Genomic DNA, 12,394 nt, shown 5'->3' with positions numbered 1-12,394 from the left:
AAACAGATTTTGAAGTAGAAATACATTGCATTCACGTCAGTCAGTACAATTGAAGTCAGTGGAGGTGACAAGAGCAGATGATCAATGAAGAGGTTCAGGAGCAGTATGGGGATGAGTTGCAAGCCTTTCATATCTGGATGAAGGATGCCGGATACACCGGATATACGGTCAAATCCTACACGGGGGACGTAACAGAATTCCTTACCTCTATCCAAGGAAAGTCGCTGGAGCAGGTGAAAAAGTTGAATGTGCTTGCTTTTCTGTCTCGTGCACGGGAGCGTGGCGTGAGTGATGCTACCCGGAACCGTAAACACGCGGCAGTCAACTGCTTTTACAAGTCTCTCATTGAACTCGAAGTGCTGGCGAGCAATCCGGCTTCTGGCATCAAAAAGTCCAAAACCGAGAAAAATCGTGCTCCGGTCTTTCTAGATGAAGGCGGTTTGACGCGATTTTTGGCATCCGTCGAAGGGAAATATCGCATCCGCAACCTGGCGTTGTTCCTGCTAATGGGTTATATGGGACTTCGGGTGGGAGAAGTCCATGCCCTCAATTGTAAAGACTACAACCCCGAGCGACGCACACTCGATGTGTTCGGGAAGGGACGAAAATGGAGATCGATCCCAGTTCCTGAGACGGTTGCAGAAGTGTTATCTCAGGCTCTTGAAGAGCGGCTGAATCCGTGGAGAGGGGAGAAGGAAGAAGCCCTGTTTGTATCGCAAAAGGGAAAGCGTCTGTCCATTCGCAGCATTCAACTCATCTCAACTGAAACCTTCGAACGCTTCCAGCAGGAAGCTCCTGTTCATCAGCGCCAAAGCTATTCCAGCCATAAGCTGCGTCACTCGTTCGCGACCATGATGTTGCGGCGTGGAGCAGATCTGCGCACGGTACAGGAACTGCTTGGACATGCCTCCATTCAAACGACAACGGTATACACCCATGTCACCAGCAGGGAAAAAGAAGAGGCGATGGCTTTGCTGGATGTCAAACTTCCAGTTCACAACAACACATGACCTGCTAGGAGAGATGGGCGAGCATGAAGACGGGCAATCCAGCTTCGAATGACCAGGATCAAGCTGTTACACGAAACCGATGGCGGACGCTATGGGAAGTGCTTATGGTTGCTGCCAAGCTGGGTTTATCCTCTTTTGGAGGCCCGACAGCGCATTTGGGCTATTTTCATAATGAGTATATACGCAAACGAAAATGGATGGATGAGCAGAGTTATGCTGATCTTGTGGCCTTGTGTCAATTTCTCCCTGGACCAGCCAGTAGTCAGGTTGGGATTGGGATCGGTGTCATGCGTGCAGGTCTGCTTGGTGGATTAATGGCTTGGATTGGATTTACCCTTCCATCCGTGCTCATATTAGTGGCATTTGCTTTTATTTTAAAAGGTTACGATGTGAGCCATGCGGGCTGGATTAGCGGTTTAAAAATTGTAGCTGTGGTGATTGTTGCTCATGCTATACTTGGCATGGCTCAGAAGCTTACCCCGGATAAAGTGAGGATTACCATCGCTGTGTCCGTGGCCGCGACTGCTCTACTATGGACGGTTCCTTATAGTCAGGTCGTATTGATCCTATTCTCAGGTTTCATTGGTTGGTGGGTGTACCGCAATGTACCGGCCGCTCCTGCTGTCAAAATGAATGTTCCCATACGTCACAGCTTGGCTGTGCTTTGTTTAATCGCTTTTGCAGGTCTGCTTGTCCTGTTGCCAATCCTGCGGCAGGCCATAAACATGGAGTGGATCGCTCTTTTCGATTCGATGTACCGAGCAGGCTCCATGGTATTTGGTGGAGGGCATGTCGTGTTACCCTTGCTGGAACAAGAGCTCGTATCTCACGGTTTAGTGAGCAGAGATGACTTTCTAGCTGGATATGGGGCAACACAAGCGGTTCCTGGCCCCTTGTTTACTTTTGCCGCGTATCTTGGGGCCGTTTCGATGGGCGGAGCAGGAGCGTTTATTGCTACAATGGCTATATTTTTACCTGCATTTTTGCTCATTATCGGTGCGTTGCCCTTCTGGAATGTGCTTCGCGGTAATCCGCATATGCAAGGTGCGTTAGCTGGAATCAATGCAGGCGTTGTAGGTCTTCTGCTAGCCGCACTCTATCAACCATTGTGGACAACAGCTGTGTTGTCGCCTGCTGATTTTGCGCTGGTATGTATCCTCTTTGTACTACTGACCTTCTGGAAGTGTCCACCATGGATCATCGTTTTAGTAGGTCTCGCTGGAGGTATGATTGTGAACTGAATTTTAGTTTCCGTCATTATTATTATGTAAACTAAAAATAAAGAAAAGGCAAAGATTGAAATCATTAATGATAATCATGAACGGCTGAAATTAAACGATAATCTTGTGAGGAAGTGGAGTGTCCTGTCACATAATATCAAAAGACCATCCCAAACTCTATGCAGAGTTGTTGGATGGTCTTATTCTAATGTATAAAAGTATAGGTTATTCCAGTCCGGCAATCTGTTCTTTTAATTTGTTCGCAGATGCCTGAAAAGCCAATTTCTCGGTTTCATTCAACGGAAGAGGCAGAATTTCACGCACGCCATGGCGATCGACGACACAAGGAACACCCAGATATACGTCTGAAACGCCGTTATAATCTTCAAGCAGTGTGGAAACGTTTAGCACGGAGCCTTCGTTACCAAGAATTGCAGCTACAATACGATCAAGCGCCAAGGCGATGGCATAGGAAGTGGCTCCTTTGGCATTAATGATCTCGTAAGCTGCATTTTTGGTGCTGTTGAAAATCTCTTGTTGGGTTTCTTCGTCCAGTTCAAGGTCTGTTCCCGCAACGTTTGCCAGACTCCAGACAGGCACCTCTGAATCCCCATGTTCACCGATGATGTGAGCGTGAATGCTGCGGGGGTCGATGCCTTTATTTTTACCGATCAGATAACGGAATCGTGCGCTGTCCAGCAATGTACCTGAGCCGATGACCCGGGATGCCGGCCAGCCGCTTTGTTTCCAGGAAGTATAGGATAAGATATCGACAGGGTTCGTAGCAATCAACAAAATACCGTGCGAGTTGACTTCGGTAATTCGATCAATGATGTCTTTGAAAATGCTTGCATTTTTCTTCAGCAAATCAATACGAGTCTCGCCTGGTTTTTGGGAAGCACCCGCAGTAATGATAATAATATCAGCATCTTTGCAGTCGGAATAGTCACCTGCCCACACTTTAACGCCACCGGTAAATGGTAAACCGTGGTTCATATCCAGCATTTCGCCGGTTGCCTTGTCATGATTCACATCCACAAATACCAACTCGGACGAACGCTGTCTGAGCATAAGCGTGTACCCCGTTGTTGTTCCTACCGCACCCATGCCAATAATAACGACACGACTGGGCTTCAATGCTGAACTTGTTGTCATAATCTTTATCCTCTCCTTTTTGGGTATACTACCATCCATATTAAGGGATATGAGGAGATAAAGCGAGTTTTGTCTATAACTTTTTTCACAACATATCCCAGTTACCAGAAAAAATCCGCTAAAAACGTAGTTAAATGGACTTCACACGATCAAAAAATAACCAACATTTTTTATTAGAGGACAAAAATCGGCAAACATATTCAACATTCGTCAAGTTACCCATCGGTATGAGCCTTTAGGTCGAAGTTTGTGGTAGAATAGGAGCAGTGGATTCTGATGAATCGTAAATATAACTTCGTCACAGGACATGCGCGTCTGTCTGATGAATGAGAGAGGTGGAACCCACTTGCGTTTGCAATGGAAAAAAATCGCGCAGACAGCCCTGCTGTCTATAGGCATCATGATGTTGCTGGCTGCATGTACCAAAACGGAACAGCCGCCAGTTGCAGAACCTCAGGAACAGGATGACGGCGGTAACGTTGGTCAGACCCTTACCGTTGTACCCCCGACAAACAATAACACCGAAGCAGCGGAGATGGCCAAATATCAAATTCAGACACGTTTGACCGATTTTCAACTCATTAACGATAACGGCGGCTTGGCCTGGGGAGTTACACGTAATGCGCTCCGGCTCTATTACACTCAGGATCAGGGAAAAACGTGGATCAACATTTCACCTTCAGAGAATGTGCAATTCCCGGCTAATCCGAAATATGGAGAAAGTATTTATTTTGTAGATCGTATGCATGGCTGGATTGTGCGAGAGGGGATGGGAGGCACAGATACGATTGTGCTGCGTACCAATAATGGAGGCGTGAGCTGGAGTTTGTCTTCCTTGTCGAAGACGGATAAGGTAACAGCAATATCCTTTGTCTCTCCCGAGAAAGGCTGGGTTCTGACGACGCTAGATACGGGAATTGGTAAACAGGACAAGAACCTGTATCGTACTCAGGATGGAGGTACAACTTGGGAGCGAATGACTTCCAGTGATGACAAGGATAAATCCAAAACGGGTGAAATTTCAAAACGTGGCTACACCACGGGTATGACATTTTCAGACTCCAAGCATGGATTCCTGACTGCCATAGAGTTCGGTACACCGAAGCTGTATGTGACATCAGATGGTGGTGAACAGTGGAGAACGGGTTCTTCCTTTTTTGACCGGGATAAATTCAAAGCTTGTGGTAATTTCACGATTAGTGCACCTCAATTTTTTGGACGTGAAGCCAAGTCGGCCTGGATGTCCTTGTCCTGTGCCAGTGGAGAGAGCAACTCATTCAGCGGTTTCTTCACAGCAGATGGTGGAGTAAGCTGGAAGCAGTACTCGTTTAACTTGAACAAACAAACAGGGATCAACCGCAATCTGCCGCCTGTGTTTCTGAGTCCGTCCGAAGGCTGGGCAATGCAGAAGGGCATCATGTATTACACGAAAGATACAGGAAAAACATGGACAGCCTATCCTGCGAGCAGTGTTTTAGAAAAGATTTTCAAAGACTATCCTGAAATTGTGAAAATGCAGATGGTATCGCCGAAGCTCGGCTGGATCTTAGTGGAGAACACCGATGCCAAACGATCGCTACTACTGCAAACCGTAGATGGCGGAGAACATTGGAAAGTTCTTTAATGTGCCGCTACTCCGTTTAACGAATGAGATCGAGCATTAATCAGAATTAAATCTCGGGTATGGAAGTAGCATAGAAGTGGAAAGAGTAGGGGGAAATCTCGGATGAGGTTTTCCCTTTATTTTTAGTTTAATTTTTTGATACATTGTGAAATAAATCACAAATAAATCGTGAAAATGATGTTATATTTAACTCAAGAAGAAAAGGAGTGATGAAGATGAGAACCAACGGTCAAACTCAATTCACGCAGGCGGATGAATTAACAAGATACATGCTTCACTTATGCTACACATGTGACGATGCTAACCGTTGTACCACTGAAGAAGCAGTGAAAGCTTGCATGGCTGCACATGCAGAGAAAGACCAGCCGGAACCAGCAGAAGGCGTAGATGTAACCCGTGGATTCATGGATATGATGTACGCCTAGTGAAAGAAAATGGAGCTGAAAATAGCGCTGTATCAACGATTTACCCCCGAAAGGGGGTTTTTCTTTTTGTAAAACTCAAATATCCTACAACACATTATTTATAGAGAAAAATTTTCTTCTTTATCCCAAGAAATCACTTTGTAACTGGTCAGTAATTCAAGTCACTGGAGGAACTAGACGGTAACATGGATATCTTGGTTACTAAGATTGATAGTAATAGAGGGATTGATGTTGAAGGGAACGGCTACGGACTCTGAATTATAGAGCAATTCCCTGATTGCATGGCATAGAGGTGCTGATTATAATATAAATTTCAAATAATTATATAAATTTAGAATATATTTATTTATTCTTATATTACTATATAATGGATATATATTCCATAATAAGGAGTGATAATTTTGAAAAAGAAATTATTATTAGGTTTGTTATCACTAACTGCTTGTTTCTCCTTAGGGTCAACTTCTTTTGCTAACAGTAGTACAGCAGTTAATGAAAATCCAGCTATGACCGTGGTTAACCAAGATGTAACGGCCAAAGACAATTATTACGCTGAGATTACTATTAAAGTTGGTGAGTCGATTAATCTCACAGGTTCTGGATTTTTTATTTCCAGTGCTCCACCATACGACGCTATTTATCTAAATAGACAAGGATTAGTCATAGGCTTGAAGCCAGGTAGTGTTGCAGTTGTGGCAGATCTTCCTGGTGGAGATACCATTATGTATTTCATCACCGTAAAATAGATAGACTGAAATAGCCTGAAGACTGCTCCAGAGAGCAGTTCTTCAGGCTATTTTTTTATGAAGAAATGAAATATAAGAAATAACGAAATGAGTGACAAATTACAGAAATATCTTGCTGATGATAATGCATCAGTTGTGACTAAACAAATTGAAGTTGAGATTGATAGAGAAAATACATATACGAGGACTCTATGTTGTGCGAATTAATAAGTGCACGCTACCAATCATTGACGAACCGTCGATGTATGTGTTAGCTTCGTTTTACATGGAAGATGCAGGAATGGATGAACGGTACTAGAAAAGAGGAATACATATGGCTACATTAGGAATTATTCGGCACGGCGTGACGGACTGGAACGATCAATATCGGACACAAGGGCACACCGATATCCCGCTTAATGCAGAGGGGAGAAGACAGGCACATTTGCTTGCTGACCGAATTCGATCGGAACAATGGCAATATATCTATTCAAGTGATTTGTCCAGAGCATTGGAAACGGCTTCGATCCTTGGCGAAGCGAGTTCGATTGAAATACGTGTGGATGAGCGGTTACGCGAGATGGACTGCGGACAGATTGAAGGTACGACGGAGCAGGAACGTGTAAATCGGTGGGGTTATGGCTGGTCCAAGCTGGATTTGGGGATTGAATCTCATGAATCTATTGTAAAAAGGGGAAGGCAGTGCCTTGCCGACTTAGCTAACCGACACGCAGGTGAGAATATATTAGTTGTAAGCCACGGAGCATTTCTTAGCCTTACCATGAAAAGACTTCTTTCTCATATAGATATTCGTGAAAATCTATCAAACACATCGGTAACACACTTGCATAGCGGAACTCCTCGGTGGGATTGCTCGCTCTATAACTGTACTAAACATCTCACTTAGGTGGAGGAGGACATCCCGTGCAACTTGCAGATATTCCATCGGAGATATTGGGACAGATTGGAACCGTACAGCGAATTACATTTCCAAGGCAAGGTCACACGTCTACCGTTGCCGTTCTGGAGACAGCAGATCAGAGATATGTTATCAAAAAGACAGAACATGAACTCTACAACGAATGGTTATCTGACGAACATATCGCCATGCAGCTTCTTCAAGGAAAGGGGTTACCTATCCCGAAAACGCATTCATTTTGTGCAGAGCATCAATCAAGATGGCTGTTGATGGATTATATAGAAGGAATATCGTTGAGGCAATTTCTTGCCAGCCATCCGTCTCAAGAGGATAAGGAAAGGGCAATTACCAGCTTCGGACGCTGTCTGAGAAAATTGCATGAATGCCCTTGTCCAATGGAATGGCAACGTAAAGAGTCTGCTTGGCTCGATACGATGTTATCCAAGGCGGAGTATAATCTGGCTCATTATTCAATAGACGGGAATGAACATTTGCTCACACATTTGAAAAAGAACCGACCAAGCACGGTGCAACCTACCTTAATTCACGGTGATTTTACCATCGATAATGTGCTCGTCCGTGATGGTGAGGTCGTGGGAATGATCGACTGGGCGGGAGCGGCTTATGGTGATCCCCGTTATGACGTGGCCTTAGCCATTCGACCGAAAACGAATGCATTCGAGGATGAGCGGGACAAACATATCTTTTATGATGCGTATGGCAAACGGAGATTAACGGAAGAAGAATATCGATATTTCGAAGATGGAATATATAACTTTTTTTGAAAAGTGTACAGAAGTGGGACAGGGGAGAACCTATGAAATTTCCAGTTATCGTTGTAGATTTGGATGGAACCCTATTGAAGGCAAACAAAGAAGTTTCCGAGCGAAACGTAAAGGCGATTCTGGATTGTGCCCATCGTGGGATGAAATTCATATTTGCGACGGCGCGTCCACCGAGGGCAGTGAAAGCTTTTTTGCCCGCAGAATTGCTGGAGATCGGTTCATTTGTGTATTACAACGGCGCGTATACAAATTGCAGACATACTGGAAGTCACAATCATATTGGAATTACACCTGCGTTAACAGCTGAGGTTCTAGACTATTGTTTGGCATGTAACCCGGATCTGGACATTAGTTTAGAAGTGAGAGATGTATGGATGAGTTTGAAGCCCTATGATGCAGAGACCATTATGAAAGTAAAAGGACAGCCGATTGTCAGATCATTGATGGAACTTAAACAACAAGAAGCTTCCAAGATCCTTTTCACAGGAAATCTAGACCGTTTGGCTTTTCAAGAACGCTTTGAAGGGAAGTTGAACATATTGGTCACCGATCAAGGTGAACTAACGCAAGTCTCGGCGCTAAATGCTTCCAAGGAACATGCCGTCTCTATGATCTGCGATGCCAAGGGTGTTGCAATGCAAGAGGTGATGGTGTTTGGAGACGATGTAAATGATATCGGTCTATTTGATCGATGTGGTTGGCCTGTCGCGATGGGGAATGCCATTGAGGATTTGAAATGCAGAGCTAAAGAGATGACAGAAACGAATGAAAATGACGGGGTGGCTGTTATTTTGGAGAGACTTTGTCAGTAATGTCGTGAACGGAATGTGGAGGTACAAAGCCATGAAATATATTGTAAGAACAGCTGTCGCTAGGGACATCGCAGGACTCTGTTCTGTTCGTAACAACGAGCCGTTATTCATGTCCTACATGGAACAGCAGGAAAAAAAAGAAGTCATCGTAGCGGTTGCTGAAACCGATGATGAGGATCGCGCCATTCTGGGGTTTGCTGTTCTTAAATTACAAGGAAAGCTGGTTCCTAAATTAAGTGATCTGTACGTTAAGGAAATATATCGCGGTCAAGGTGCTGGGTCAGCATTGATCCGGTATAGAGAAGAACGTGCGAAAGAATTGGGTTATAGCAAAATGTTTGTGAGTGTTGATCCTATTGAAAATCCCAAAATGATCAAGCTGATCTCGGAGCACGGCTATCATGCCATCTCTGAACCTTACTCCAAGCATGCTGTTTACCATAATGAAGATGGTTCAAGTTACGACAAAACGTACATACGGATGGATTTAAAAAAGCAACTTCTGTAGGGTTAGTTTGCTTCGCTCCATGTGGTTGTTACTTTGCTTTTGCGAGTCGAATGACGCACAAGATTGTTGAAGGGCTGCAATGACTACCAATTCCATTTTCAAGGGGAATATAGACCGATCTAAGATTTGAAGCTGGCTGGCAGCAGATTAAGGAGGCTTTAGAATAAACCTCCGGGAGGATTGATTATGTTTAAACATGCCTTAGATAGAACAGATACAGCGTACCTTTCGCTTTTTACATCCAATGACGCAGCAGCGTTATTTCGATTAATTGATCGAAACCGGGAACATCTCGGAGCCTGGCTCAGAATTCCAGACATGACTTTGACTGAAGAAGATTCAGCAGGTTTTATCAAACGCACCCGTCTACGCTATGCGCAGGAGGAAGGATACTGGTTAGGGATTTGGTTTCAAGGTGATCTGGCTGGTTCGATTGGATATTGTGACATTGACCTTGGAAACAGGAAGGCTGAGATTGGTTATTGGCTGGGCCAGGAATACGAGGGAAATGGACTTATCACGAAAGCAGTTAACGTACTTATTGAGCATGCATTTGAGCAGCTTGGCTTGAATAAAGTGGAGATTGGTGCAGCAACTGAAAATCGGAGAAGTCGTGCTATACCTGAGAAGCTAGGTTTTCAACGTGAAGGCGAGCTGCGAGATTATGAGTTTTTGAATGGGAGATTTCTACACCGAGTGATGTACGGATTAAGGGCGGCGGAATGGAAGTCTAGAGATATTCAGCAAGATTAGAGTTTATAAAACACAACAGGAGGATTATTCTAATGAGTAAACTACCTTTATTTGTTATCACAGGTGCGAGCGGTACGGGAAAAACAACGGTATCATCGCATGTTCGCAAGCTATTGCCTGAATTTGATGTCTTTGATATGGATATCATTGACAACGTTGATTGGCAGATTGCCAAAGAGAACTGGCTGCGTGTTGCTTATAGCATCTCGTTAAGCGGAAGAGGCACCATTTTATGTGGCACGATGGTACCCGAAAATATTGCATCCTCGAACTATATCGAACGATTTGACCGTATTCTTTACATAAACCTGCACTGTGATGATGCAACGCGTGAGACACGGTTGCAAGCACGGGGCTGGGACGAAAATGCGATTGAAGATCATCGTAATTTTGCGAACTGGCTGTTGCAGCATGCGGATAAGGCCTTTGACCCGGCGATGCCGACGGTGGATACTACGGATCTGTCTTCCGAGGAAGCTGCGAAACAGATTGAGCAGTGGGTCAGAGCGAACTGGTAGAAAATTCGGATGTCTGGACTACGAAAATATTCAGGACGTAACATATATGGATGATTGGAGGGATTGCATGCTTCCTTTTCAAGTCAATGATTCTATTCAGTTAAAGCTGATACAATACCAAGATCGAGATGAACTATACTCCTTAATTGATGAGAACCGGGTGATTCTAAGAGAGTGGCTGTTGTGGGTTGATAAACGACAATCTCCTGAGGATTTGGATACGGTCATTGAAATGTGGACACGTAACTACGAAGAAAGAAATGGTTTCGATGCAGGAATATGGTTAAACCAAGAGTTGGTGGGCATGCTGGGTTTGCACTATATCGATTGGAAAAACAAAGCGACGAGCATAGGATATTTCCTATCGGAATCGTCTCAAGGGAAGGGCATCATTACAACCTCCATTCAAAAATTGAGTACATATTTATTTAATGAATTGAAGTTAAACCGAATTATGATTCAATGCGCAGAGAATAACCTTAAAAGCAGAGCCATCCCTGAGAAGATCGGATTTATAAACGAAGGCACATCCAGACAGGCTCAGTGGTTATATGATCATTATGAGAACATTGTGACCTACAGCTTACTTTCCAGAGATTGGCAGGAGGAAGTTTCGACATGATATCCAATATTTTTTTATGGCTAATAGTCTTCTGGTTAATTTATCGCTATTACAGCCTACCGAAGAAGGATGATATATACAGTGTCAAAGTGCCCTCCACATACTTTATCCGGACTCCGAATAAGACAGAGGTACAGAAGAACGTCGAATGCGCGGCATTTTCCAGTGCATATGTGTTAAGGCATTTCGGCATGGAGTCAGAAGGAAATGAGCTGTATCGGAGGTATCCGCGCAAATTACTGGATGGCACCTTTTATCCAAAAGCGATAATTGTTTTTTTCAAAAAACTCGGGTACCCCGCAACGTATTTGCGTGGTAATGTCACTACGTTAAAGAGGCAGATTAGCCGTGGCGTACCTGTTATTTTGTTCATCAGGGTTCATTCGGACCGGCGATTTTTGCACTTTGTGCCTGTTGTCGGGTATGATGAAACTCATTTTTATCTGGCAGAGTCACTGGATTTCAAGCGGAATTGTGATGAAGCACAGTACAATCGAAAGATGAGTGTAACTGAACTGGAGTCGTTATGGAACACATGGCTTCCTTTCAGCCGTAACTCCTATATTGTGATTGAGCCGCAGCCTGATTCTCTAACTAAAACTGCGTAATATATTACCCTATAGAAAGGTTAAAGGATTGCTAAGTATTTTCAAAATAAAATCGGTTTTCTGCCTAAGATATACGATCTAAATATTTCATCAGGTTAACAAGTTCTGTGTTCGTCCGCATATACATTACAGAAGACGGGTCAAGACTCTGGCTGTCCGAAGTATGAACGGAGGGGAGAGACATGGGCATTGAATCATCCTGGATGTTTGATTTGTTTGGAACCGTCTTTCCGTTGGCATTTGTCCTGATTCTGAGTATCGTGCTGTTATCGATGGGCAAAGAAGTATGGAGGTGGGGGCGCAACAATGCGGAGCCTCTGCTGACTGTACACTCTCGCATCACCAGCAGACGGGTAAAGATGAGCCAGCCGCCTTCCGAATCCGGCACCACGACTGCCGCACGAACGTTCTATTACGTCACTTTTGAAGTAGAGAGCGGTGACCGCTTGGAATTCAAAGTGAATGGCGAAGAATATGGTATGTGTGCGGAGGGGGATGAAGGACGGCTCTCCTTCAAGGGAACCCGGTATATTGGATTTGAACGCACGAATCGGCTGTACACTGAACGTCTGCGAGGTTAAATTAGGTTGAAATATGGAGCAGCTTGCGCCCAAGTGGCGTGAGCTTTTTTTGTGAGGCGTGCCCAGCAAAGCACGCATCTTCTAGCCGGTGAAAGTCCGGTCGCAGGAGGGGCCAAGCCCCTGCGTAGC

The 12,394-nt window shown here is 44.4% G+C and carries 15 protein-coding genes; 14 read left to right on the top strand and 1 reads right to left on the bottom strand.

What is annotated here, in order from left to right; all coding sequences use genetic code 11:
• Nucleotides 1–77 precede the first annotated feature (77 nt).
• Complete coding sequence (locus tag EC604_RS18995; protein WP_123065666.1) at nt 78–1,010, top strand: tyrosine-type recombinase/integrase; 933 nt, start codon at nt 78–80, stop codon at nt 1,008–1,010.
• Nucleotides 1,011–1,033: 23 nt separating this feature from the next.
• Nucleotides 1,034–2,251 carry a chromate transporter gene (locus EC604_RS18990; protein WP_123065665.1) on the top strand — a complete coding sequence of 406 codons (1,218 nt, stop codon included), beginning with the start codon at nt 1,034–1,036 and terminating at the stop codon, nt 2,249–2,251.
• Between the two features lie 204 nt (nt 2,252–2,455).
• Here EC604_RS18990 and EC604_RS18985 read toward each other — a convergent pair whose 3' ends face one another.
• Nucleotides 2,456–3,385: an L-lactate dehydrogenase gene (locus EC604_RS18985; RefSeq protein ID WP_123065664.1), complete on the bottom strand. Its 930-nt coding sequence runs from the start codon at nt 3,383–3,385 to the stop codon at nt 2,456–2,458.
• Nucleotides 3,386–3,731: 346 nt separating this feature from the next.
• On the opposite strand from EC604_RS18985, the gene EC604_RS18980 reads away from it, so the two are divergent.
• The 12 genes from EC604_RS18980 (at nt 3,732) to EC604_RS18925 (ending at nt 12,265) form a co-directional block, all read left to right on the top strand.
• The gene (locus tag EC604_RS18980) at nt 3,732–5,009 is read left to right on the top strand and encodes a WD40/YVTN/BNR-like repeat-containing protein (protein ID WP_161556983.1); all 1,278 of its coding nucleotides are present in this window, start codon (nt 3,732–3,734) and stop codon (nt 5,007–5,009) included.
• Nucleotides 5,010–5,224: 215 nt separating this feature from the next.
• Nucleotides 5,225–5,434: a hypothetical protein gene (locus EC604_RS18975; protein WP_123065662.1), complete on the top strand. Its 210-nt coding sequence runs from the start codon at nt 5,225–5,227 to the stop codon at nt 5,432–5,434.
• Nucleotides 5,435–5,835: 401 nt separating this feature from the next.
• Entirely contained in the window at nt 5,836–6,180 is a 345-nt protein-coding gene (locus tag EC604_RS18970; RefSeq protein WP_123065661.1) for a hypothetical protein, read from the top strand.
• A 313-nt stretch (nt 6,181–6,493) separates the two neighbouring features.
• Nucleotides 6,494–7,066, top strand: coding sequence for a histidine phosphatase family protein (locus EC604_RS18965; RefSeq protein WP_123065660.1), 573 nt, complete (start codon nt 6,494–6,496; stop codon nt 7,064–7,066).
• 17 nt (nt 7,067–7,083) lie between these two features.
• The gene (locus EC604_RS18960) at nt 7,084–7,863 is read left to right on the top strand and encodes a phosphotransferase (RefSeq protein WP_123065659.1); all 780 of its coding nucleotides are present in this window, start codon (nt 7,084–7,086) and stop codon (nt 7,861–7,863) included.
• A 32-nt stretch (nt 7,864–7,895) separates the two neighbouring features.
• Nucleotides 7,896–8,675 carry an HAD family hydrolase gene (locus tag EC604_RS18955; RefSeq protein ID WP_123065658.1) on the top strand — a complete coding sequence of 260 codons (780 nt, stop codon included), beginning with the start codon at nt 7,896–7,898 and terminating at the stop codon, nt 8,673–8,675.
• A 31-nt stretch (nt 8,676–8,706) separates the two neighbouring features.
• The gene (locus EC604_RS18950; RefSeq protein ID WP_123065657.1) at nt 8,707–9,183 is read left to right on the top strand and encodes a GNAT family N-acetyltransferase; all 477 of its coding nucleotides are present in this window, start codon (nt 8,707–8,709) and stop codon (nt 9,181–9,183) included.
• A 186-nt stretch (nt 9,184–9,369) separates the two neighbouring features.
• A complete protein-coding gene (locus EC604_RS18945; RefSeq protein WP_123065656.1) occupies nt 9,370–9,936 on the top strand; it encodes a GNAT family N-acetyltransferase in 567 nt (188 codons plus the stop codon).
• 32 nt (nt 9,937–9,968) lie between these two features.
• Nucleotides 9,969–10,454, top strand: a complete 486-nt coding sequence (locus EC604_RS18940) for an AAA family ATPase (RefSeq protein WP_123065655.1) — start codon at nt 9,969–9,971, stop codon at nt 10,452–10,454.
• Nucleotides 10,455–10,521: 67 nt separating this feature from the next.
• Nucleotides 10,522–11,076, top strand: a complete 555-nt coding sequence (locus EC604_RS18935) for a GNAT family N-acetyltransferase (RefSeq protein WP_123065654.1) — start codon at nt 10,522–10,524, stop codon at nt 11,074–11,076.
• Nucleotides 11,073–11,684 carry a C39 family peptidase gene (locus EC604_RS18930; protein WP_123065653.1) on the top strand — a complete coding sequence of 204 codons (612 nt, stop codon included), beginning with the start codon at nt 11,073–11,075 and terminating at the stop codon, nt 11,682–11,684. Before EC604_RS18935 ends, EC604_RS18930 begins: the two co-directional genes overlap by 4 nt.
• 182 nt (nt 11,685–11,866) lie before the next feature.
• Nucleotides 11,867–12,265: a DUF2500 domain-containing protein gene (locus tag EC604_RS18925; RefSeq protein WP_123065652.1), complete on the top strand. Its 399-nt coding sequence runs from the start codon at nt 11,867–11,869 to the stop codon at nt 12,263–12,265.
• Nucleotides 12,266–12,394: the final 129 nt, after the last annotated feature.

It is taken from the genome of Paenibacillus amylolyticus, assembly GCF_003719335.1.
GTDB classification, from domain to species: Bacteria; Bacillota; Bacilli; order Paenibacillales; family Paenibacillaceae; genus Paenibacillus; species Paenibacillus amylolyticus_D.
This window is presented reverse-complemented; position numbering and strand designations above follow the sequence as displayed.

Excerpts from the sequence above, each read along its gene's own strand:
- EC604_RS18965 (WP_123065660.1), top strand. The coding sequence starts at position 6,494 with ATGGCTACATTAGGAATTATTCGGCACGGCGTGACGGACTGGAACGAT.
- EC604_RS18975 (WP_123065662.1), top strand. The coding sequence starts at position 5,225 with ATGAGAACCAACGGTCAAACTCAATTCACGCAGGCGGATGAATTAACA.
- EC604_RS18945 (WP_123065656.1), top strand. The coding sequence starts at position 9,370 with ATGTTTAAACATGCCTTAGATAGAACAGATACAGCGTACCTTTCGCTT.
- EC604_RS18935 (WP_123065654.1), top strand. The coding sequence starts at position 10,522 with ATGCTTCCTTTTCAAGTCAATGATTCTATTCAGTTAAAGCTGATACAA.
- EC604_RS18955 (WP_123065658.1), top strand. The coding sequence starts at position 7,896 with ATGAAATTTCCAGTTATCGTTGTAGATTTGGATGGAACCCTATTGAAG.
- EC604_RS18925 (WP_123065652.1), top strand. The coding sequence starts at position 11,867 with ATGGGCATTGAATCATCCTGGATGTTTGATTTGTTTGGAACCGTCTTT.
- EC604_RS18950 (WP_123065657.1), top strand. The coding sequence starts at position 8,707 with ATGAAATATATTGTAAGAACAGCTGTCGCTAGGGACATCGCAGGACTC.
- EC604_RS18930 (WP_123065653.1), top strand. The coding sequence starts at position 11,073 with ATGATATCCAATATTTTTTTATGGCTAATAGTCTTCTGGTTAATTTAT.
- EC604_RS18940 (WP_123065655.1), top strand. The coding sequence starts at position 9,969 with ATGAGTAAACTACCTTTATTTGTTATCACAGGTGCGAGCGGTACGGGA.
- EC604_RS18985 (WP_123065664.1), bottom strand. The coding sequence starts at position 3,385 with ATGACAACAAGTTCAGCATTGAAGCCCAGTCGTGTCGTTATTATTGGC.
- EC604_RS18990 (WP_123065665.1), top strand. The coding sequence starts at position 1,034 with ATGAAGACGGGCAATCCAGCTTCGAATGACCAGGATCAAGCTGTTACA.
- EC604_RS18995 (WP_123065666.1), top strand. The coding sequence starts at position 78 with ATGATCAATGAAGAGGTTCAGGAGCAGTATGGGGATGAGTTGCAAGCC.